The sequence below is a fragment of the Pseudomonas sp. H3_E07 genome (assembly GCF_054668895.1).
The window spans coordinates 258,128-277,330 of sequence record NZ_CP162795.1; the positions used below are offsets into that span (position 1 = coordinate 258,128).

General features: G+C 60.0%; 22 protein-coding genes. 8 read left to right on the top strand and 14 right to left on the bottom strand.

Translation table 11 applies throughout. The features are described from left to right. Positions 1-3: 3 nt before the first annotated feature. On the top strand, positions 4-651 hold the full coding sequence (gene dhaL / locus AB4O08_RS01125; RefSeq protein ID WP_010210985.1) for a dihydroxyacetone kinase subunit DhaL: 648 nt from the start codon (positions 4-6) through the stop codon (positions 649-651). On the opposite strand, the gene AB4O08_RS01130 is transcribed toward dhaL, so the two are convergent. Further along, the gene (locus tag AB4O08_RS01130) at positions 608-1,504 is read right to left on the bottom strand and encodes a LysR family transcriptional regulator (RefSeq protein ID WP_021491707.1); all 897 of its coding nucleotides are present in this window, start codon (positions 1,502-1,504) and stop codon (positions 608-610) included. The genes dhaL and AB4O08_RS01130 overlap by 44 nt on opposite strands. 150 nt (positions 1,505-1,654) lie before the next feature. Here AB4O08_RS01130 and AB4O08_RS01135 point away from each other — a divergent pair, with 150 nt between their 5' ends. After that, the gene (locus AB4O08_RS01135; RefSeq protein ID WP_106119698.1) at positions 1,655-3,190 is read left to right on the top strand and encodes an MFS transporter; all 1,536 of its coding nucleotides are present in this window, start codon (positions 1,655-1,657) and stop codon (positions 3,188-3,190) included. A gap of 120 nt (positions 3,191-3,310) precedes the next feature. Here the strand turns inward: AB4O08_RS01135 and sohB are convergent, their stop codons facing one another. Beyond that, a complete protein-coding gene (sohB, locus tag AB4O08_RS01140; protein WP_010210988.1) occupies positions 3,311-4,336 on the bottom strand; it encodes a protease SohB in 1,026 nt (341 codons plus the stop codon). A 193-nt stretch (positions 4,337-4,529) separates the two neighbouring features. On the opposite strand from sohB, the gene AB4O08_RS01145 reads away from it, so the two are divergent. Both AB4O08_RS01145 and AB4O08_RS01150 read left to right on the top strand, forming a co-directional pair. After that, entirely contained in the window at positions 4,530-5,240 is a 711-nt protein-coding gene (locus tag AB4O08_RS01145) for a histidine phosphatase family protein (protein WP_010210989.1), read from the top strand. Between the two features lie 56 nt (positions 5,241-5,296). Then, positions 5,297-5,611 (top strand): SCP2 sterol-binding domain-containing protein, encoded by a 315-nt coding sequence (locus AB4O08_RS01150; RefSeq protein WP_010210990.1) that lies wholly within the window; start codon positions 5,297-5,299, stop codon positions 5,609-5,611. Between the two features lie 56 nt (positions 5,612-5,667). On the opposite strand, the gene AB4O08_RS01155 is transcribed toward AB4O08_RS01150, so the two are convergent. Genes AB4O08_RS01155 through AB4O08_RS01170 form a run of 4 tightly spaced genes read right to left on the bottom strand, consistent with a single transcriptional unit; the run spans position 5,668 to position 7,486 of the window. Continuing rightward, entirely contained in the window at positions 5,668-6,156 is a 489-nt protein-coding gene (locus AB4O08_RS01155; protein ID WP_045792245.1) for a periplasmic heavy metal sensor, read from the bottom strand. Beyond that, positions 6,153-6,584, bottom strand: coding sequence for a hypothetical protein (locus AB4O08_RS01160; RefSeq protein WP_010210994.1), 432 nt, complete (start codon positions 6,582-6,584; stop codon positions 6,153-6,155). Before AB4O08_RS01160 ends, AB4O08_RS01155 begins: the two co-directional genes overlap by 4 nt. Beyond that, positions 6,581-7,159: an RNA polymerase sigma factor gene (locus AB4O08_RS01165; RefSeq protein ID WP_045792247.1), complete on the bottom strand. Its 579-nt coding sequence runs from the start codon at positions 7,157-7,159 to the stop codon at positions 6,581-6,583. The genes AB4O08_RS01160 and AB4O08_RS01165 overlap by 4 nt, the downstream gene beginning before the upstream one ends. Positions 7,160-7,174: 15 nt before the next feature. Further along, complete coding sequence (locus tag AB4O08_RS01170) at positions 7,175-7,486, bottom strand: YXWGXW repeat-containing protein (RefSeq protein WP_021491709.1); 312 nt, start codon at positions 7,484-7,486, stop codon at positions 7,175-7,177. A 213-nt stretch (positions 7,487-7,699) separates the two neighbouring features. Between AB4O08_RS01170 and AB4O08_RS01175 the strand changes: the two genes are divergently transcribed. Further along, positions 7,700-7,840 carry a hypothetical protein gene (locus AB4O08_RS01175; protein WP_010210997.1) on the top strand — a complete coding sequence of 47 codons (141 nt, stop codon included), beginning with the start codon at positions 7,700-7,702 and terminating at the stop codon, positions 7,838-7,840. On the opposite strand, the gene AB4O08_RS01180 is transcribed toward AB4O08_RS01175, so the two are convergent. Next, positions 7,837-8,085, bottom strand: a complete 249-nt coding sequence (locus AB4O08_RS01180; protein ID WP_010210998.1) for a DUF1652 domain-containing protein — start codon at positions 8,083-8,085, stop codon at positions 7,837-7,839. The two genes, AB4O08_RS01175 and AB4O08_RS01180, sit on opposite strands and share 4 nt — an antisense overlap. Before the next feature lie 250 nt (positions 8,086-8,335). Between AB4O08_RS01180 and AB4O08_RS01185 the strand changes: the two genes are divergently transcribed. Then, positions 8,336-9,280 carry a GGDEF domain-containing protein gene (locus AB4O08_RS01185; protein WP_021491711.1) on the top strand — a complete coding sequence of 315 codons (945 nt, stop codon included), beginning with the start codon at positions 8,336-8,338 and terminating at the stop codon, positions 9,278-9,280. Between the two features lie 269 nt (positions 9,281-9,549). On the opposite strand, the gene AB4O08_RS01190 is transcribed toward AB4O08_RS01185, so the two are convergent. The 5 genes from AB4O08_RS01190 to AB4O08_RS01210 form a co-directional block, all read right to left on the bottom strand. Continuing rightward, positions 9,550-9,789 carry a hypothetical protein gene (locus AB4O08_RS01190; RefSeq protein WP_460114649.1) on the bottom strand — a complete coding sequence of 80 codons (240 nt, stop codon included), beginning with the start codon at positions 9,787-9,789 and terminating at the stop codon, positions 9,550-9,552. Between the two features lie 4 nt (positions 9,790-9,793). Then, positions 9,794-10,240 (bottom strand): GNAT family N-acetyltransferase, encoded by a 447-nt coding sequence (locus AB4O08_RS01195; RefSeq protein WP_021491712.1) that lies wholly within the window; start codon positions 10,238-10,240, stop codon positions 9,794-9,796. Between the two features lie 122 nt (positions 10,241-10,362). Next, a complete protein-coding gene (locus AB4O08_RS01200; RefSeq protein WP_010211002.1) occupies positions 10,363-10,692 on the bottom strand; it encodes a hypothetical protein in 330 nt (109 codons plus the stop codon). Between the two features lie 140 nt (positions 10,693-10,832). Then, positions 10,833-13,334 (bottom strand): TonB-dependent siderophore receptor, encoded by a 2,502-nt coding sequence (locus AB4O08_RS01205; RefSeq protein ID WP_460114650.1) that lies wholly within the window; start codon positions 13,332-13,334, stop codon positions 10,833-10,835. 898 nt (positions 13,335-14,232) lie between these two features. Next, on the bottom strand, positions 14,233-14,670 hold the full coding sequence (locus AB4O08_RS01210; RefSeq protein WP_010211004.1) for a DUF3995 domain-containing protein: 438 nt from the start codon (positions 14,668-14,670) through the stop codon (positions 14,233-14,235). Between the two features lie 93 nt (positions 14,671-14,763). Here AB4O08_RS01210 and AB4O08_RS01215 point away from each other — a divergent pair, with 93 nt between their 5' ends. Next, on the top strand, positions 14,764-15,153 hold the full coding sequence (locus AB4O08_RS01215) for a DUF2946 domain-containing protein (RefSeq protein ID WP_106119696.1): 390 nt from the start codon (positions 14,764-14,766) through the stop codon (positions 15,151-15,153). Between the two features lie 95 nt (positions 15,154-15,248). Beyond that, positions 15,249-17,375, top strand: a complete 2,127-nt coding sequence (locus tag AB4O08_RS01220; protein WP_106119695.1) for a TonB-dependent receptor — start codon at positions 15,249-15,251, stop codon at positions 17,373-17,375. A gap of 91 nt (positions 17,376-17,466) precedes the next feature. On the opposite strand, the gene AB4O08_RS01225 is transcribed toward AB4O08_RS01220, so the two are convergent. Both AB4O08_RS01225 and AB4O08_RS01230 read right to left on the bottom strand, forming a co-directional pair. Further along, positions 17,467-18,483 (bottom strand): ABC transporter substrate-binding protein, encoded by a 1,017-nt coding sequence (locus AB4O08_RS01225; RefSeq protein ID WP_460114651.1) that lies wholly within the window; start codon positions 18,481-18,483, stop codon positions 17,467-17,469. 133 nt (positions 18,484-18,616) lie between these two features. Next, entirely contained in the window at positions 18,617-19,066 is a 450-nt protein-coding gene (locus tag AB4O08_RS01230; protein ID WP_010211009.1) for a hypothetical protein, read from the bottom strand. Positions 19,067-19,203 lie beyond the last annotated feature (137 nt).

Genomic DNA, 19,203 nt, shown 5'->3' on the forward strand with positions numbered 1-19,203 from the left:
ACCATGAGCCAGTATTTTTCCACCCGCGACGGCGGCGCCATCGTCAGCGACCTGGTCAGCGTGATCGTCGCCAACCGTGAATACCTCAGTGAAATCGACGGCGCCATCGGCGATGGCGACCACGGCATCAACATGGCCAAGGGCTTCGCCCATTGCGGGCGCACCCTCGAAGGACGCCAACTGACCCTGGCCGAAGCACTCGACGAGCTGACCCTCAGCCTGATGGAGGGCATCGGCGGTTCCATGGGTCCGCTGTATGGCAGCCTGTTTATCGGCATGGCCGATGAAGTGCGCAACAGCGACGACATCGACGCCGCGACTTTTGCTCATTTGCTGCGCGGCGGGTTGACCTCGTTGCAGGACATTACCGAAGCGGGGGTGGGCGACAAGTGCCTGATGGACACCTTGATACCGGCGGTCGAAGCCTTTGAGCAGGCACACGCCACGGGGGCCTCCTTCAGCGAAGCACTGGACGCAATGAAAGCCGCCGCATCACAGGGCCGCGACTCGACCAAGGACCTGGTGGCAAAGATCGGCCGCGCCAGTCGCCTGGGCGAACGCTCCCTCGGCGTGTTGGATGCCGGCGCCGTGTCGTGTTGCCTGATCCTTACGCGCCTGGCCGACTCGGTACAGCCGCGACTGTCTGCTTGATCTGCTGGAGATACCGCGCCACCGCCGGCGCTTGCTCGAAGCGCCGGTGAATCAGCGACAGCCACGACGACGCGTCACTGCCCTGAATGCTGCGGTACACCACGCCAGGCAAACTCACATGCCCCACCATTGACGCCGGCACCACCGCCACACCCTGCCCGAGTGACACCAGCGCCACCACCGCCACCAATCCACCGGGTTGCGGCCCCAGGCGCGGCGCGTAGCCGCCTTGGGCGGCCACCTGCAAAGTGCCACTGATTTGCTCCGGCAAGATAAATGTCTCGTTTTGCAGGTGCTCGCAACCGATGGCCTTGAGGCCCAGCAGCCACGAGTCCTGCGGCAGCGCCAATACAAACCCCTCACTGTCCAGACGCACCGCCTCGACACCCTCAGGCAGGGTCATGGGCGAGCGGATATAACCAATATCGACACGCCCGTCCGCCACCGCGCCAGGCAACGTCGCCATCGCACATTCGCGCACATTCACGCTCACATCCGGAAACGCCTGGGCGAACGCCTGCATTTGCCGCTGCAACAGCCCTGAATACACCGCCGACGCCACGTAGCCCAATTGGATATGACCGATCTCGCCACGCCCAGCGCGCTGGGCATTGCGCTGGGCGAACTCGAACTGGCGCACGGTAGCTTCGGCTTCGATCAGCAAGGCGGCGCCGGCTTCGGTCAAGCTGACCTCGCGCTGCTGGCGGACGAACAAGCGCGTACCCAGCGTCGTTTCCATGTCCTGGATCTGGCGGCTCAACGTCGGTGGCGCAATGCCCAACTGCTCGGCGGCCCGGGTGAAGTTGCGCTGGCGGGCTACAGCCAGGAAGTAGCGAAAATGACGGATGTCCATAACAGGATTAGCTCAAAGGTAATGAAGTGCTTCACGGCGGCTAACAAAGACGTCGCCGGCCGAGATTAAGCTAACGGCACGTGAACACTAGAGAGCCTTTGCAATGTCCGTCAACTGTCTTTTCCGCATTGCCTGCAAGGTAATTCAATCATGAGCCGAGTCAGTCCGCGCCTCACCTTATTGACGGCGTCCGGCGTCTGTTCGCTGATCGTGCTCGACACGAACATCGTCGCCGTCACACTGCCCAGCATCGCCCGTGATCTGGGAGCAAATTTTGCCGACATCGAATGGGTCGTCAGCGCCTACATGCTGGCCTTTGCCGCACTGTTGTTACCCGCCGGCAGCATCGCCGATCGCTTCGGCCGCAAGAAAACCCTGGTCTGGGGGCTGAGCATCTTTATCCTGGCGTCCCTCGGCTGCGGTGCCGCGCCCAACGCGTTGTTTCTGGACATCGCTCGCGCGATCAAAGGCGTCGGCGCAGCCCTGCTGTTGACCTCGGCACTCGCCACCATCGGCCACACCTTCCACGACGATGTGGAACGGGCCAAAGCCTGGGCCTTCTGGGGCGCCTGCATGGGCGTGGCCATGACCGCCGCACCGACCCTGGGCGGCTTGATCACCGAGTACCTGGGCTGGCGCTGGATTTTCTATCTGAACCTGCCAGTGGGCCTGGCCTTGATGGCGCTGGTACTGCGTGCAATCCCGGAATCCCGCGATACCCAGTCGGCACGGCTCGACCCCTGGGGCAGCCTGGCCTTCAGCGCCAGCCTGTTGTGCTTGATGTGGGGCCTGATCGAAGCCAATCGCATTGGCTGGGACAACCCGTTGACCTACGCCCGGCTCATCGGCGGCGCGGCATTACTGGGTGTATTTGTCCTCGTCGAGCGTGTGCAACAGCGGCCCATGGTCGACCTGCAACTGTTCCGCCACCCGCGCTTTATCGGAGCCTTGCTGGGGATGTTTGCCTACGCCGGTTGCGCCCAAGTGATGATGACCTTGTTGCCGTTCTACCTGCAGAACGGCCTGGGGTTCTCCGCGATTGACTCGGGCCTGGGCATGTTGCCGTTTGCGCTGACCCTGTTGATCTGCCCACGCATTGGCGCACGCCTGGCGGGGCGATTGACACCCGCTACGATGATGGCTGGTGGCCTGACACTGGTGGGCAGTGGCAACCTCTTGAGTGCCTGGGCGGTAAACGTGGGAGGTTACCTGCCTTTTGCCTTGGCGATTGCAGTTACAGGCGCCGGGGCAGGTCTGCTCAATGGCGACACGCAGAAAAACATCATGGTCTGTGTGCCGCGAGACCGTGCCGGTATGGCTTCGGGCATGAGCACCACCATGCGCTTCAGCGCGATCATGTTGGCGATCGGCGTGTACGGGGCGTTATTGAGCCGTCATAGCGAGCAGTTGTTGAGCGCAAGCATCGGCGCACAATGGCAGGCTCAGGTTAACGGCATTGCTTCACGCGTAGTCGCCGGGGATATGTCGGCAGCGATGGGTTTGTTGCCGGAGTCGGCACGCGCACTGGTGCAGCCGCTGGCGCGACAGGCGTTCGTGGGTGGGTTCAGCGCGGTGTTGTGGGTGGCGGGCGTATTCGGGTTGCTGGGGGCGCTGGTGGTGGGGATGTTGATGCGTAACCCGATACCTTCAGCCCCACCACAACTCCCCCTGCGGGCACCGAACTGAATGTGGGAGCGGGCTTGCTCGCGAATGCGGTGTGTCAGGAGCAGATGCACTGACTGAGACATCGCATTCGCGGGCAAGCCCGCTCCCACAGGGGGGGGCGTCTACGTTCTGGAGGTCGGGTTACCAGAAGCGCTGCTGGGTCAACCGGCTCCACCAGGTCAGCAACACGCGGTCCACTGAGCCACTGGCCGCCAGCCCAACTCGCTCCTGCAAGCTCTTGCGCTCGGCATAATGCAGGTGGAACACCTCGGCGGTCTTGGCCTTGGTGGCCAGGTATTCGTCGCTGGTCTGCAGTTCGTCGACCAATTGCTTATCGAGCGCTGCAACACCCAGCCACACTTCTCCGGTCGCCACGTCATCAATCGCCAACTGCGGGCGGTAGCGCGAGACGAAGTTCTTGAACAGTTGGTGAGTGATGTCCAGGTCCTCCTGGAACTTCTCGCGGCCCTTTTCAGTGTTTTCGCCAAACACCGTGAGGGTGCGCTTGTACTCACCGGCGGTCAGCACTTCGAAGTCGATGTCGTGCTTCTTCAGCAGGCGGTTGACGTTAGGCAACTGCGCCACGACGCCAATGGAGCCGAGGATGGCAAACGGCGCACTGATGATTTTCTCGCCAATGCACGCCATCATGTAGCCGCCGCTGGCTGCGACCTTGTCGATGCACACGGTCAAGGGCACCCCTGCCTGGCGGATACGCGCCAGCTGCGATGAGGCCAGGCCGTAGCTGTGGACCATGCCACCGCCGCTTTCCAGGCGCAGCACCACTTCATCCTTCGGCGTGGCCAGGCTCAGCAAGGCCGTGATCTCATGGCGCAGGCTTTCAGTGGCGGAGGCCTTGATGTCGCCATCAAAATCCAGCACAAACACCCGTGGCTTGGCCTCGGCTTTCTGCTTGCCCTTCTTCTTTTCGGCCTTGCCTTCGGATTTACGCAGGGCCTTGAGCTGGTCCTTGTCGAGCAGGGTCGATTCCAGGCGCTCGCGCAGGCCCTTGTAGAAGTCATTGAGCTTGCTGACCTGCAACTGGCCGGCGGATTTGCGACGCCCTTTGCTGCGCAGGGCCGCGAAACTGATCAGTACCACCAGAATAGCGACCACCAGGGTCACGGTCTTCGCCAGAAAGCTCGCGTATTCGGCCAGAAAATCCATAGTTCTCCTTACAGGTGCGGTGCGCCAGGCGCGGATTGCCCAAGCATACCGACGGGGCTTGCCGGGAGCCAGTGCTCAAACCGCCACCAGGCGCCCTCCAACGAGCTTTTAAAACAAGCGTATGTTTTTTCATTGACAGCTCGCAGGCATCCTCATAACCTCGCCAGACTTTCAACGTACCGGGAAAACGGACGTGGGCAGCATCTATCTGATTCGACATGGCCAGGCCTCCTTCGGTGCAGACGACTATGACGTCCTGTCGCCCGTCGGCGTGGAACAGGCGCAAGTGCTCGGCCGCCACTTGGCCGACATGGGCCTGGTGTTCGACCGCTGTGTGGCCGGCGACCTGCGTCGCCAGCAGCACACCGCCACCGCCGCCTTCGATCAGTACAGCGCCCTGGGCCTGCCAGTGCCGGCGCTGGAAATCGACAGCGCCTTCAACGAATTCGACGCCGACGCAATCATCCGCGCCCTGCTCCCCGACCTGCTGACCACCGAACCTGAAGCCCTGGAAATTCTGCGCAATGCCGCGCAGAACCGCAGCGAGTTCCAGCGTATCTTCGCCCTGATCATCGAGCGCTGGCTGGCCGGCACTTATGACCCACCGGGGCTGGAAAGCTGGCTGGGTTTCGTGGAGCGTGTGCAGGGAGGCCTGCAACGGATGCTCGAGGCGGCGGACAACGCGCAGAAGATCGCCGTGTTCACCTCCGGCGGCACCATCACCGCCCTGCTCCACCTGATTACCCGAATGCCTGCCGCCCAGGCCTTCGAACTGAACTGGCAAATTGTTAACACCTCGCTCAACCAGCTGAAATTCCGCGGTCGCGAGGTGGCACTGGCTTCCTTCAACAGTCATACCCACTTGCAACTGTTGAAGGCGCCGCAGCTCATCACGTTCCGATGAACTGCGGCCAACCGTGACCCCAAGGTCACTGGACTCTACCCTAAAGGATCGAAACCATGACTGACGTAGCCAAAGCTGTAGAAGCAATGAAAGCCAAATTCAACCCAGCCGCCGCTGACGGCCTGGACCTGGTGTTCGGTTTCCGTATCGACGACACCCAGAACTTCTCGCTGGTGGTGAAAAACAACACCTGCGAATTGCTGGAAGGCGAAAACCCAGACGCCCAGGTCACCCTGGTGATGGACGCTGAAACCATGAAAGGTATCGTCAGCGGCGAGACCGACGGCATGCAGGCCTTCATGGGCGGCAAGCTGCGCACCGAAGGCGACATGATGCTGGCCATGAAACTGAGCGAGCTGTTCCCGGCGTGATGCACGGGCACGCCTGAAGCCCGATCCCGCCTCTCCAGGCGGGATTTTTTTGCCTGCTACTTTGATTCCATTGTTGGCGCGTTGAGCTTGCCTTTGGGCCTCCCCTGCCCACGCTGGTACAACGCCTCCACCAGCTTTTGCCGCTCGTCCTGCGCCAAGGTGCTGGCAAACTGCGCCAGCGTGCTATCCACCAATGCACGAAGCGCCATGTCGGCTTCGCGGGCCTGGGCCAGTTCGGTGGTCAACGCTCCCCGATCCAGCGTCGGCGCTTCCATCTGCTTGATTACCCCCAGGCGCGCCGCACGCCCGGCCATGATCAGCGGCTGGCTATCGGCGGTGTTATGACGCAACAGTTGGCGCAATTCCCTGCGCCGCTCCGGCGATAACTTGACCATGGCCTGACGCAACCCATGCTGGTTGACCACCACTTCGGCAGGTTGGGTGCTGGCTATCCAGTGGTAAAGACCACCAGCCAGCCCGCCGATCAAGAACACATTGAGCAATACCGAGACCAGCAGCCACGGTTTCAGGGATTGAGCGCTCATTGCTCGGCTTCCTCGGCGTTGACGGTAAAGATGACTTGCGCATCGCCCTGGTCAAACACACTGGGCAACACCTCGGCGGACACCCATGGCAATGGCACGCTCATGGACGCCACCAGCATGCCGGTGACGACACCCGCAATGCCCGCGCCCACCAGCCCTGCCGGTGACAACCAACCGGCGTAGCGCGACCAGAACGACGCGCGACGCGGCACCGACTGACGGATCTGCCGAGCCAGCGCCGGGTCGGTCAATGCCAGTTGATGGCTGTCCAGTTCGGCGTCGAGCCAACCGGCCTGATTCAACGCTTCACGGGCACTGGCGTTAGCGCTGTCGAGCAGCTCCTGGGCGGCGCCGCGTTCAGCCACAGGCCAACGCTGTAGGTCGGCCCCATAGGCGTCGGCCAGATAAGCAAATCGTTCAGGTGTCATGATGTTCCCCTTCCTGGGCGGGCAAGCCCGGATGTATCGGCAAGTTGGCTGCGCAACTGGCGTCGGGCCCGCGACAGCAGGCTCTCCAGTGCCTCGACGCTGATGTTCATCAGGGCCGCGGCGTCGATGTTCGACAGCTCCTGGTAGTACTGCAACACAATCGCCTCGCGCTGGCGCTCGGGCAAAGCGGCCAAGGCGGCGGCCATGCGTGCGCTGCGGTCGGCGCTTTCCAATTGCTCATCCAGAGGCGCTGCGCTGTCCGCCAGCTCCAGCACCTCCTCCTCGGACAAAGGACGTTGCTTGCGCCGACGCAATCGGTCATGGCACAGGTTGAGCGCCACCCGATGCAGCCAGGTGTCGAAACGCGCCTCGCCACTGCGCCAACTCGCCGCCTGGCGCCAGATGCGCAGGAAGCTTTCCTGGGCCACGTCCTTGGCTTCGTCGGCATCCCCCAGGATCCGGCTGGCGAGCGCCAGCAGACGCGGCAGTTTGCGCGTCACCATTTCGTTGACGGCCGCAGGGTCGTTGTTGCCGATACGTGCGAGCAGTTCAACGTCCGGATCAGAGTCTTTCAATCGGGCAATTCTCGGTCAGCGGATCCAATGCCCTTCGCGCCAGTACCAGTTCGGACCGTGGGCCTCCCAATGGCCGGGCGCCCAACGCGCATTGCGCATCACCGGCTGCCAGTGGCCTGGCACCCAGCCATAGCCGCGCCCTTCCCAGCGCCAATGGCCACGGTCCCAGGCGTAGCCCGGTCGCTCCACGGGAACCATTTCCACACGCTCCGGTGGCGGCGCCTGGCGGATGATGATTTCGGTCTGGGCAAACACCGAGGTGCTGACAAACGCGGCGAGTGTCAGCGGAGCAAGCAAGGCAAAGCGCACTGTGGCCAGGGGTCTCATGGCAACTCCTTCATGCAACGAGCGAAAGTGCCGGTTGCTGATGGGTTGAACGGGGCAAGTCGAAAAATCCGTCGCAGGACGCGCGGATTATTTACGCAGGCAGTATTGCCCAGGGGATGAAGGGGCTTGATGAAATGTTTGAAAGCTTCGCGACGGATTTACGCAGATGGCGACGTTGAAGGATTAACGCTGATCAACCGAAGAGGAAACACCATGTCCCGCCGACTTTACCTGCTGATTGCCGCATTGCTGATCGTCAGCCTCAGCGGCTGCGTGATCGTGCCGGAACACCGCCATTGCTGCTGGCGCTATTACGGCGCGCTCGATACGCCGACCCACAGCGTCAACGGCTAGCCAACCGCCGCAAAACCACGGCGCCCGGCCTTGATCTCGGTGCGCAACTCGCCAATCAGGTTTGAGATGGAACGGATGCTGTCCAAACCGTCAGGGGACACGCCGGTCAGCAGCAAATCAACCCGGCCCGACACTGGCTCGAAGATGCTGATGCGCAACGAGCCGTCGCTGTTCAAGGTGCAATCGCACGCCAGCGGCAGGAAACCCGAAGCCATGATGCGGTTGAATTCAACGAATGAAATCATGACAAGTCCCCATCCCCCGGGCCTCACCCGGTCATTGAGATAGAGACAGCGTAGATGAGGTTCTGCAGGGCATGAAAGCATCCATGCAAAAGTGTTAGCCGGGCCTCATTTCGCCCTGAAAACGCCGAATCACTGACGTCAGAAAACCCGTCTTTTCGACCTCTCGTCTGCTGCTCCGGCGAGCGCTTGACTCGGCGCGTCGATCACAAGACGCTGTTGGCCTTTGGCCATCACTTTGAGCAAAACCACCATGAGCATCGACCCGCCGAGCCAGCCCGACAGCGATGTGTACAAGACCTTGCTGGAGTCGACCAAGGCCATTCCCTGGCGCATCGATTGGCAGACCATGACCTTCAACTATATCGGCCCGCAGATCGAAACCCTGCTGGGCTGGCCCCCGCAGAGTTGGGTCAGCGTGGACGACTGGGTCGAGCGCATGCACCCGGATGATCGTGAATACGTGGTGAATTTCTGTGTGTCGCAATCCCGCGCAGGCGTGGACCACGAGGCGGATTATCGCGCGCTGACGGTGAATGGCGACTACGTGTGGATTCGCGATGTGGTGCACGTGGTGCGCAAGGACGGCGAAGTCGAAGCGCTGATCGGGTTCATGTTCGATATCAGCGAACGCAAGAAGACCGAAGAGCACCTGCTGCGCCTGCAAAAACAACTGGAAGAATATTCCTACCAGGACGGCCTGACCGGCATTGGCAATCGGCGCATGTTCGACACCGTGTTGGAGCGCGAATGGACCAGCGCCCAGCGCAGCCAGCTACCGCTGTCGTTAATCATTCTGGATATCGATTTTTTCAAGCAGTACAACGACCACTACGGCCATATCAAAGGCGACGAATGCCTGCGCCAGGTTGCACATACCCTGTCCCAGGCGGCTAACCGGCCACGGGATTTCATTGCGCGTATCGGTGGTGAAGAGTTTGTGTGGCTGCTGCCGGAAACCGATGCGCAATCCGCCCGGCAGGTGGCGCAGCGTTGCTTGCACCTGATTCGCCAGCAGCAGATCGAGCATGGTTTTTCGGCGGTGTCGAACCTGCTGACCCTGAGTCTGGGCGTCGGCACGTGCATCGTGAAACCCGACAGCCCGATGCTGGGATTTGTCGAAGAGGTCGACAAGTTGTTGTACCAGGCCAAACGCAATGGGCGGATGCGCGCGGAGTTCGCTGACAGTGAAGTCTGACGCGAAGGTCAAATTGCAGGCAAAAAAAATCCCAAGTAGCTGATGGAAACTTGGGATTTAAAAATGCATAAACCGTGGGAGGTGAACGCCCGGCTATAGTAACGATTGTAAAAAGCCGCAACAAGATTATTTTAATCCTTTCGTCGGATTAAAAACGTTGTAAGTCATTCAATAACCACACATTTTTTAAGGTAGCGAGGTCTATAAGTGCCACTTTTTGGTGCAACTACCCACCCTATTTCCACTTATAAAAAAGGGCTATTCGATTATCACGGCGTGCCATTCAACGACTTGCAAACTTCCTGCGGTTCGGGGCTGCCTGGCATTACCGAACGCCCCATACTTTGCACTTGCCGGCACAGTGCCAAGCGTTCATTGGCCGCTTCCCTTTCGCGGTCAACCTCGGCGTTGAGCCGCACAAAATAGATTCCCAGCAACACCGCGGCGCAGAGCACGCCGAGCACAAAGTAGCGAAAGCTGTTGGACGATGCCGGCTCTGGTGCGTTCATGACGTTACTGCGCCCTGCTCTTCTCATAACGCACATCATCGCCGTCCACTGGGCCGACCACGCTCCAGCCTAACCGCTGATAAAACCCGTTGGCACGGATGCCGTCGCGGCCGTCGGTGATCAGGAACAAGCGGTCGTGGCGTTCAAATAACGCAGCCTCGGCCACCGCCATCAGTTGACGGCCCAGGCCCAGATTCTCGTAAGTCGGGTGCACGAACATTGCGAACACCTCGCCTTCGGCCAGGTCGACCATGGCAAAGGCGGCGGGCTGACCATCCACCTCGGCGATCCAAACGCAGGGCGCCGCGCGGATGCTGTCGGCCAGCACCTGCGGCGTAATACCCAGATCGGCCATTTGCTCGGTACTCAAATGGTTTTGCACCACCGAGGTGCGAATGGTGAAGACCGTGTCGACATCGTCCTGCGTCGCTACGCGGATTAGCGTTTGCATACTGGCCTCCCTAATAGAGGACGCAATTGTAGGCAAATAGAAACGCAGTGAATGTCGTGGATTTGTAAAACGGCCTACAGGGCCTCGCCCTGATGCCAGCTCGCCGCTGTCACATTAAGCCGTCATTTGCGCGCGACTTTGTAGCGCACGCAATCCTGGTAGAAGCCCTGCCGAATCGCTTCGGGCTTAAGCCGTGAACGGCTGTCGTAGGTTTGTTCGGTGATGCCCATGGCCATCATGCGCATCCAGGATTTGTTGAATTTCATGGTCTGGATCTTCTGCCGCGCCGCGTAAAGTGACACGCCCGACAGCTTGAGCTCCTGGGCCCTGGCGGCGGTGCCGGCGCCCCAGCTGCACATGTACTTGTCCCCCTCGCGCAGCTCCCGAGCCTGCACGGCAGCCGCGCCGCCGGCCAGGGAACAGGCGATCAGCATGAATCCAACAGTGCGCATTTGCATCCTCACCTAACCACCTGAAAATAAAAGCGATTCTGGCGAGGATTTTGTTACAAAGGGGCCATTAAATTGCCTTATTGCGCAATGTTTCAGCTAGCTGCCGCAGCGGGCAGCCAGGCCGTTGAACAGCCCTCACTTCACCATTGGTAGGTCGCGCTCGCCTGCACGGTGCGCTGCGAGCCATACCAGCACCACGAATAGGAGTAGCAGGACGCGACATACTCTTTATTCGCCAGGTTGGTGGCATTGAGCGCCAGGCGCAGGTTGTCCTTCAGGCGGGCGATGTTCGGAATGTCGTAGTGCACCGCCGCATCGAACAGGGTGTAGCCCGGGACCTTCAGGGTGTTGGCGGTATCCCCCCAGGACGAGCCGACATACCGCGCGCCCGCACCGACGCCGAAGCCCTTGAGTTTGCCATCGTGGACGGTGTAGTCAGCCCACGCCGAGGCAGTGTGACGCGGCACGCCGTAGGTGGTGGTGCCTTCGGCGGCGATGGCCGGGCCTACGCCGATGTCGCTGATGGGTGCATACCGCACGGTGTTGTTGGACTTGCTGATGCGGTTATCCAGATAAGCATAGGCCGCGGTGATGTCCAGGTTGTCGTTGAGGCTGGCTTTGCCCTCCAGTTCAAAGCCTCGGGATTGCACTTCGCCGTCCTGGCTCTGGCAGCGTCCGGTGCCGCACAGGTGAGTCGGGTCTGGGTCGGTGGTCAGCACATTGGTCTGGCGTAGGTCGAAGATCGCCGCAGTGATAAAGCTGTTGCTGCCTGGTGGTTGGTACTTGATGCCGATTTCATACTGCTTGCCTTCGGTCGGCTTGAACACCGAACCGCCGTAGCCGGTGCCTGACTGCGGGTTGAACGACTCCGCGTAGCTGGCATACGGTGCCAGGCCATTGTCGAAGAGGTAGACCAGGCCGATGCGACCGGTGGAGGCTTTGCTGTCCAGAGAGGATTTGCTCTTTGCCCCGCTGCTGAGGGTCTGGGTGCTGTTATCGGTACTGGCCCAGTCGTAGCGACCGCCCAGCAGCAATACCCATTTGTCCCACTTCATCTGTTCTTGCAGGTACACGCCGGTCTGCTCGCTGCGCGAGGTGCCGTCGGTGGTGTAGGCCGGCACCGGCACGGCCGCGCCATAGACCGGATTGAAAATATCCAGGGTCGGGCCCGCTGTGTATACACCAGAACCGGACAGGGTGTCGGTGCTGGTGTTCTGGTAATCGAGCCCCATCAGCAGGGTGTGCTGCAACGGGCCGGTGTCGAATTTGGCCTGCACCTGGTTGTCGAGGGTATAGGCATCCAGGTCGACATCGCTGGCGATGGTCGAGCGGCGGATGGTGCGGTAATCCGCCATCAGGTAGTTGCTGTAGAGGCTGCGGTACTGGCCTTCGCTGCGCAGGTAACGCGCATTCTGGCGCACGGTCCACACGTCATCGAAGTGATGCTCGAACGCCCAGCCGATGCTGTAGTACTCGCGGTCACTTTTCTCGAAGTTTTTTTCACCGTCGTAGAAATCCACATCGATACTGCGCCCGGTCGGGCTGTGCAGCACCGAGCCCCAGGCCGGCACCGAGCCGTAGGACGCACCTTTGGGATCCTTCTGGAAATGCCCGAGCAGGGTCAACGAGGTGGCGTCGTCCGGGCGCCAGGTGAAGGCGCTGGACAGTGACTGTCGGCGCGTCTCAGTGTGCTCGACCTGGCCATCGGCGTCGTCGAAAAGCCCGGCCACGCGGTAGGAATACACGCCCTGGTCGTCCATTGGGCCACTCAAGTCGAAGGTCGTACGCTTCTTGTTGAAGGTGCCGTACTCCACACCTACTTCATGAAACGGCGTATCCAAAGGACGCTTGCTGACCATGTTGATCACGCCGCTCGGCGTACCCTGCCCGTACAGCACCGACGCCGGGCCGCGCAGCACTTCCACGCGCTCCAGGTCAAAGGCGTCTTTCTGCGGCAAGGCATCACGGCTTGAGGGCATGCGCAGGCCGTCGAGATAGGTCGCCGGCGAGAACCCCCGGATGGTCAACTGGTCCAGGCGCGATGCGGTGGCGCCACGGGTCTCCGGGATAACGGCAGCGCTATAGCGCAGGATCTGGTTGAGGCTCTCGGCGTTTTGCGCGCGCATCTGGTCTTTGGTGACGATGGAGATCGACTGCGGCGTTTCGATCAACGCGGTGTCGGTCTTGGTGCCCGACAAACTGCGCGTGGCCACATAACCGGACACCGGCCCGGTCGGGCTCTCAGCCTGGTACGCGCCGCTGATGGTGGTGGCCTGCAGCTCCATGGCCCCGCCGTTATCCGGGATGGCTTCCAGGCGGTAGCGGTCGGCGGAGAGCTTCAAGGCTTGCAAGCCGCTGCCGGAAAGCAATTGGGTCAGCGCCACGTCGGTGTCGTATTGCCCACTTAGCCCCTGGCTGCGTTTGCCACGCGTCAGGCTTGCATCAAACGCCAGCACCAGGCCCGCCTGCTCGGCCAGGCTATTGAGTGCCTGGCTCAAATCACCGGCTGGAATCGAGAAGCGGCCCACAGCGCTGCTGCTCTCTTCGGCATGGGTGGACTGGACGGTCAGCAACGGCACGGCGGCAAAAGCCATCGCCACTGACAAGGCCAGTGGGTGCAAGGGACGAGCAAGGCGCGACATGGGAAATCCTGCGTAAGGGAGGTTCTATTAACCATGACGGCCAGGTCGGAAAATCGGGCAAGGATGAGAGCGATTTTTATTTGCTCTGCCGCGCTGCAATCAGTTTTGTCGCTTTTTTGTGTAGCCTTTGGGTTGGTTTTTAGTGGTTTTTCCCCGTGTTCAGTCAGCCCTTTCTGAATGTATTAACCGCTCTTCCTAAAGAAAATGGTCCCCGTTTTACATTTTGAAGGAAACAAAAAAATGGTGATTACGTTAACTAAAAGGTTTGCAAAAAAATGAGCCACCTTGACGACGGGACAATTGAAGACTTTAAAAAATCAATACGAAAATCACTGCTTAACAAAAACCAAACATGACCTAATGGTAGAAACAATGAGTCAGAACATACCCTAGCGATCTTTAGTTAGATGCTCACTGCTCCAAATGAAGACAATGTCTAAGACTGGAAGGTCTCGCACAATCCAAATCTACACACTAGAAACTCTTATATCGGAATGTCTGGGCAAGTAGGGAAAGCAACGGAATGCCTCAAGCGATCGTTCGAAACCAAAAAAATGCGTGGGTTATGGTGCCCCAAGAACATTTCGCGGCGAGGCGCTGTCGCCAATGACGTGACCTACGAATTGCATGGCATTCGTTGTTGGGTTTGCCTGTCTGCACCTATGTATCAACTTTGATTAAAGCCCTGGCGATAAGGTCGACGAATTTGACCTTTGGCGATTATATATTGACGCCTGTGAGCTACCGCAAAAAAAACATACCGAAAAGAGTACGTGGCGCATGAATTCGGCGCGTATCTGAAACGAGGAAAAGCCAAGAAAATGCCCGATTCGATGTCCAACTTGTACTTCATTCAACCTTTAATAAGGACTGCCCATCCTGACGAGCAATCAGCCCTTCACCCCCACGCCACCACCAACAACCCTGCCCCCAACACCAAACACAACGGCGAATAAAAATACGTATCCAACCTCGCAAACCGCGACCCACCGACCTTCTTGAAAAACCCCACCAACTCCGAATCCCCAATCGCCCTGGCGAACATCACCACCGCAATTGCGCTGATGCCCCACTGCAACGCCCCATGGGACACCGCCGAGAAGTACAATCCGGCCCGCAGGCACACCAGCAGCGCAATGGCCACCAGCCCCATCGCCACCAGGAACGTCCCCAGCGCCGAGGGCTTGAAGGCCGGTTTTGGGCCGCTGGCGAATTCGCCGGGCAGCTGGGGGATGGCGGCGAGGCTGCCGAGTTTGCCGCCGGCGGCCCAGTACAAGTGGACCATGCTGATGCAGGTAAACACCCCGACAATCCATCGTGCGACAACGAAGCTCATGGCTGGCTCTCCCTGAAAAGGTGCGAAACAGGATAGTCGTCCTGAGATTTTCTGCAGGCATTTCGTCGGCGGCTGATGGTAAAGTGCCGCCCCATGAAAATCGCCCGTGCCGACCGCTCGCTCATTGCCTGGATGCTCTATTGCTGCGTCCTGTTCAATGTGTTCGCCTGCAGTATCGGTCACGGGCAGATGGTCGGGATGCAGCTCAATGGCATCGGCGGTCGGTTTTGTACGGTGGACCCGCGTACTCAGGCGCCCAAGCCGTCCAACTCGACTGAAGAGAACCTGCCGACGCTGTCCAAGGCCTTTGGTTGCCCGCTGTGTTCCACCGGTGGCATGGGCCCGGCGCTGAGTTCCAGCCTGAATGTGGCGGTGTTGCCACAGCCCCATGCACCACCGCCGGCCATTGTCCTGGCTGCTGACATCCCTGCCCGCTTCACCTGGCCTGCGGCTAATCCGCGCGCACCGCCTGCTTTCGCCTGATCCCTTCGCTTTCCAATCTGCACTGACCACCGTTTCCGCAAGGATGTACGGGCGGCTGTGCGTTGTTTTCAAGCCAAGTTTTTCAGGATTCAACCATGAAACATCTACCCCTGTTGGCGGGCCTGTTCGGCTGCCTGCCTGTCTGTGCCTGGGCCCTTGAGTTGGCCCCGACCACCATTGATGGCGAACAAACCGCCGAGCCTGGCCTGGCCTTGGACCAATCCAGTGGCATGGCCTCGCGCTTGGGCTTGAGTGTGCGCGAAACCCCGGCGTCGGTGGCTATCGCCAACCGCAATGACATCGAACGCCACGGCGCCAAGACCTTCCGCGACGCAGCCAACACCTTGCCTGGCGTGAATGCCAGCGCCCCGCCAGGATTTGGCGGTTTTGTCTCCTACCGCGGCTTTACCAGCAGCCAGATCACCCAGATGTTCAACGGAATCAATGTCGCGACCGGCCTGGCCCGGCCAGTGGATGCGTGGATCTACGACCGGGTAGAGCTGGTAGGCGGCCCCTCCTCCTTGATCAACGGTGCCGGTTCCGTGGGCGGTTCGCTCAACTACGTGACCAAACTGGCCACCCGCGAAGAGCAGGCGGCCGAAGGCCAGCTCACCTATGGCAGCTATGACACCGCCGGCATGGCGTTTGGCGTCAATCACGCCCTGACCGAACCCGGCGCCGATGTGCAGCACTACGCGCGCCTGGACGTGAGCCGCAACACTAATCATAGCTACATCGACCGCGACCAACGCGAGGCCTGGAGCCTGGCGTTCTCCCTGCTCAGTGACCTCACGCCCAACCTGTCGCATACCCTGGCGCTGGAATACCAGGATGAGCATGAAGACAGCCCTTACTGGGGCACACCGGTGCTCAACCCCAAAGTGGGCGAGTTGAAGATCGACAAGCACAACCGTTTCAACAACTACAACGTTTCCGACGGTCGCTATGAGCAGCGCACGATCTGGGCGCGTTCGATCATCGACTACCGCCTCAACGACAGCACCACTCTGAAAAACACCCTCTACCACTTGGACAGCCAGCGCGACTACCGCAACCTGGAAACCTACCAGTACAACGCCGACAACAGTGCGGTGAACCGTTCGACGGCCTATCAAGTGCGCCATCAGGGCGAACAGAACGGCAACCAGTTCGAGCTGCGCCACGACAACAGCCTTTTCGGCCTGTCGACCACCTGGTCCGGTGGTTTCGAGTACAAGGTCAATAGCACCACCAACACCCCGCTGAATGTGCCGGGCAACAGCAGCGTGGACCCGAACAACTACAACCCCGGGCACTTCTACGACATCCCGCGAACCCGTGAGAAGTTCGGCAAGGACAAGACCAACGAGGTCACCACCCAGGCGTTATTCGTGGAGAACCGGCTGGGGCTCACGGATAAACTCTCGCTGCTCACCGGCCTGCGTTACGACGCTATCGACCTGGATGTCACCAACCACCGTGCGATCACCGCCACCAATCCCCGCCACTTCAAGCGCAGCTGGGAACCGGTGACCGGTCGCGTCGGCCTGACTTACCAGTTCATCCCATCGGCCAACGTGTATGTGCAATACAGCACGGCCGCCGAGCAGCCGAACACCACCACGCAGGTGTTTGATGTCTCGACGGGCAAACAGTGGGAAGTGGGCAGCAAATTCGACTACCTGGACGGCCGAGGCTCGGCCACCGTGGCCGCTTACACGATCGAGCGTAAGGATTTTGCCGTGACCGACCCGCAGGACCCGACCAACAGTATTCCGGTCGGCGCGCAGTCATCCAAAGGCATCGAGTTGGCCAGTTCGTTACGCATCACGCCAAGGTTGCTGGCGGAGGGTAACTTCGCGTGGGTCGACGCCGAGTACGACGACTTCAACGAGAAAATCGCCAGTGGCGCGGTGGTCTCGCGCAAAGGCAATACGCCAACCAACGTGCCCAAGCGCGTGGGCAACCTGTGGCTGACCTATGATTTTGCCGAAGATTGGCAAGGGGGCGTGGATGCGCGTTATGTGGCCGAGGTGTATGCAGATAATGCCAACACCCAGACAGTGCCGGCCTACACGCTGTTCGGCACGTTCCTGCGCTATAAAGTGGACTCGCACACCTCGGTGACGGGCCGGGTACGCAATTTGACGAATGAGGTGTATGCCGAGTTTGCCCATGTGTCGCCGGCTTACTACCTTGGTGCGCCAAGGACATTCGAGCTGGCAGTACAAACCAGGTTCTAAACACTTGAACGCAGGAGCCCGGCTTGCCGACGATGGCGTCCGATAGAACGCCATCGCCGGCAAGCCGGGCTCCTACAGTACATGCGCAGTGTTATTTCAGGCTGGCTTCAACCTTCTGTGCCACATCTTCTGTCAACCAAGCCTTCCACACCTGCGGATGTTCCTTCAGAAACACCTGGGCCACTTCCCGTGGCGCCGTGTGATTTTCACTCATGGTCGCCAAGGCTTTGTTCAGCGGCTCAATCGGAAACTCGACCTTCTCGAAGAACTGGGCAATCTGCGGGTGTTCCTTCTGGAACGGCGTCGAGACGCCGATGCTCAGCTTGGAGGCCAACGACCGCGTAGGTTTTGGATTCGGATTATCCGCATCCGTCAGGGTCTTCCACGCCTCGGCATCAAACGGCGGCTCTTCCAACTGGATCAACTTGTAGCGCCCCATCAGCGGCGTCGGCGACCAGTAGTAAAACAACACGGGCTTGCCCCGGCGGATCGATGAGGCGATCTCGGCGTCCAGTGCCGCGCCCGAGCCGCTGCGGAAGTTCACATAGCTGTCGTCCAAACCGTAGGCCTTGAGCTTCTGTTTGTTGACCACTTCCGAGGTCCAGCCGATGGGGCTGTTGAGAAAGCGCCCCTTGCCTGGAGATTCCGGGTCCTTGAACACATCCTTGTAGCGCGCCAAGTCCTTCACGCTCTTGAGCTCCGGCGCGAGGGGCTTGATACCCTTGGCAGGGTCGCCCTTGACCACGTATTCCGGCACCCACCAGCCTTCGGTTGCGCCTTTGACCGTATCGCCCAGGCCGACCACTTTGCCTTCGGCTTCGGCCTTGACCCACACCGGGCTGCGGCCCGCCCATTCTTCACCGATCACTTGGATGTCGTTCTTCGCCAGGGCGGTTTCCAGGGTGATGGTGGTGCCAGGCAATGTATCGGTGGGCAGGTCGTATCCCTTCTCGACGATCACCCGCAACACTTCGGTGATCAGGCTGCCGCTTTCCCAGTTCAGGTCGGCAAAATGCACCGGGACCTCGGCGGCCGACACCGGCAATGCCGCCACTGACAGCCCCAGCGTCGTCAGGGAGGCCGCCAACAGTGTTTTCAATCCTTTCATGCCCTTGCACCTCGCGATATCGCAGCAGACAGCGGACGGCTTTGCTACGTAAGCGCGAAGCCTCTGAATAGTTAAGTCAACTCAACTGTAGTAGAGGTTCCGGGAGATAGCGGGTGTTCGCGGAATTTTATGCTTATTCGCTGGCCTTGAACGTCACCAGTTCACCCTTGCGCCATTTGGCGGCTTTGCCGGTCACGGCTTTGAGGGTCTTGGTCAGGCCTTCTTGCAGCTGCTCGTTGGCGGCAAACACCAGCATCACGCTGTGGCCTTCCTTGAACACGATGCCATGGCCTTCGGCCGACGACACAAAGGCGTAGTCGCCCAGGCCGTAGACGGTCAACTTGATGTCGCGGAACTTCAGTTCGAACTTGCCACCTTCACGGCTGGGCAATACCGCTGCGCGGAAGTGATCGCCCACTTTAAGCTCCAGACGCGGCTTGTCATCCACGACCATCGCTGCCTCGGTATCGATCTCGGCGATGTAGATACCTTCCGGCGTCTGCTCTGTGATGTAAACGAAACGGGATTGAAACTGCTTGACCAACTTTGCGCGCAAATCACCCAGCACGAACAACGCGTGCATATCCAGATTACTGACTGCCAAGGAAACGCCCCCACATCAAAAAGAGCGCCGCCCGCCAGAGCGGGCAGCACAAAAAAACGGCCATTACGGCACGATCCCATCACTCATTCTTTAAAAAACTGAAGAAGAACCCACTG

Coding starts and splice junctions, on each gene's coding strand:
- dhaL (WP_010210985.1), top strand. CDS start 4: ATGAGCCAGTATTTTTCCACCCGCGACGGCGGCGCCATCGTCAGCGAC.
- AB4O08_RS01180 (WP_010210998.1), bottom strand. CDS start 8,085: ATGATTTCATTCGTTGAATTCAACCGCATCATGGCTTCGGGTTTCCTG.
- AB4O08_RS01210 (WP_010211004.1), bottom strand. CDS start 14,670: ATGAGCTTCGTTGTCGCACGATGGATTGTCGGGGTGTTTACCTGCATC.
- AB4O08_RS01150 (WP_010210990.1), top strand. CDS start 5,297: ATGACTGACGTAGCCAAAGCTGTAGAAGCAATGAAAGCCAAATTCAAC.
- AB4O08_RS01195 (WP_021491712.1), bottom strand. CDS start 10,240: ATGCAAACGCTAATCCGCGTAGCGACGCAGGACGATGTCGACACGGTC.
- AB4O08_RS01225 (WP_460114651.1), bottom strand. CDS start 18,483: ATGAAAGGATTGAAAACACTGTTGGCGGCCTCCCTGACGACGCTGGGG.
- AB4O08_RS01200 (WP_010211002.1), bottom strand. CDS start 10,692: ATGCGCACTGTTGGATTCATGCTGATCGCCTGTTCCCTGGCCGGCGGC.
- AB4O08_RS01175 (WP_010210997.1), top strand. CDS start 7,700: ATGTCCCGCCGACTTTACCTGCTGATTGCCGCATTGCTGATCGTCAGC.
- AB4O08_RS01230 (WP_010211009.1), bottom strand. CDS start 19,066: ATGCACGCGTTGTTCGTGCTGGGTGATTTGCGCGCAAAGTTGGTCAAG.
- AB4O08_RS01135 (WP_106119698.1), top strand. CDS start 1,655: ATGAGCCGAGTCAGTCCGCGCCTCACCTTATTGACGGCGTCCGGCGTC.
- AB4O08_RS01220 (WP_106119695.1), top strand. CDS start 15,249: ATGAAACATCTACCCCTGTTGGCGGGCCTGTTCGGCTGCCTGCCTGTC.
- AB4O08_RS01185 (WP_021491711.1), top strand. CDS start 8,336: ATGAGCATCGACCCGCCGAGCCAGCCCGACAGCGATGTGTACAAGACC.
- AB4O08_RS01130 (WP_021491707.1), bottom strand. CDS start 1,504: ATGGACATCCGTCATTTTCGCTACTTCCTGGCTGTAGCCCGCCAGCGC.
- AB4O08_RS01160 (WP_010210994.1), bottom strand. CDS start 6,584: ATGACACCTGAACGATTTGCTTATCTGGCCGACGCCTATGGGGCCGAC.
- AB4O08_RS01190 (WP_460114649.1), bottom strand. CDS start 9,789: ATGAACGCACCAGAGCCGGCATCGTCCAACAGCTTTCGCTACTTTGTG.
- sohB (WP_010210988.1), bottom strand. CDS start 4,336: ATGGATTTTCTGGCCGAATACGCGAGCTTTCTGGCGAAGACCGTGACC.
- AB4O08_RS01170 (WP_021491709.1), bottom strand. CDS start 7,486: ATGAGACCCCTGGCCACAGTGCGCTTTGCCTTGCTTGCTCCGCTGACA.
- AB4O08_RS01205 (WP_460114650.1), bottom strand. CDS start 13,334: ATGTCGCGCCTTGCTCGTCCCTTGCACCCACTGGCCTTGTCAGTGGCG.
- AB4O08_RS01215 (WP_106119696.1), top strand. CDS start 14,764: ATGAAAATCGCCCGTGCCGACCGCTCGCTCATTGCCTGGATGCTCTAT.
- AB4O08_RS01155 (WP_045792245.1), bottom strand. CDS start 6,156: ATGAGCGCTCAATCCCTGAAACCGTGGCTGCTGGTCTCGGTATTGCTC.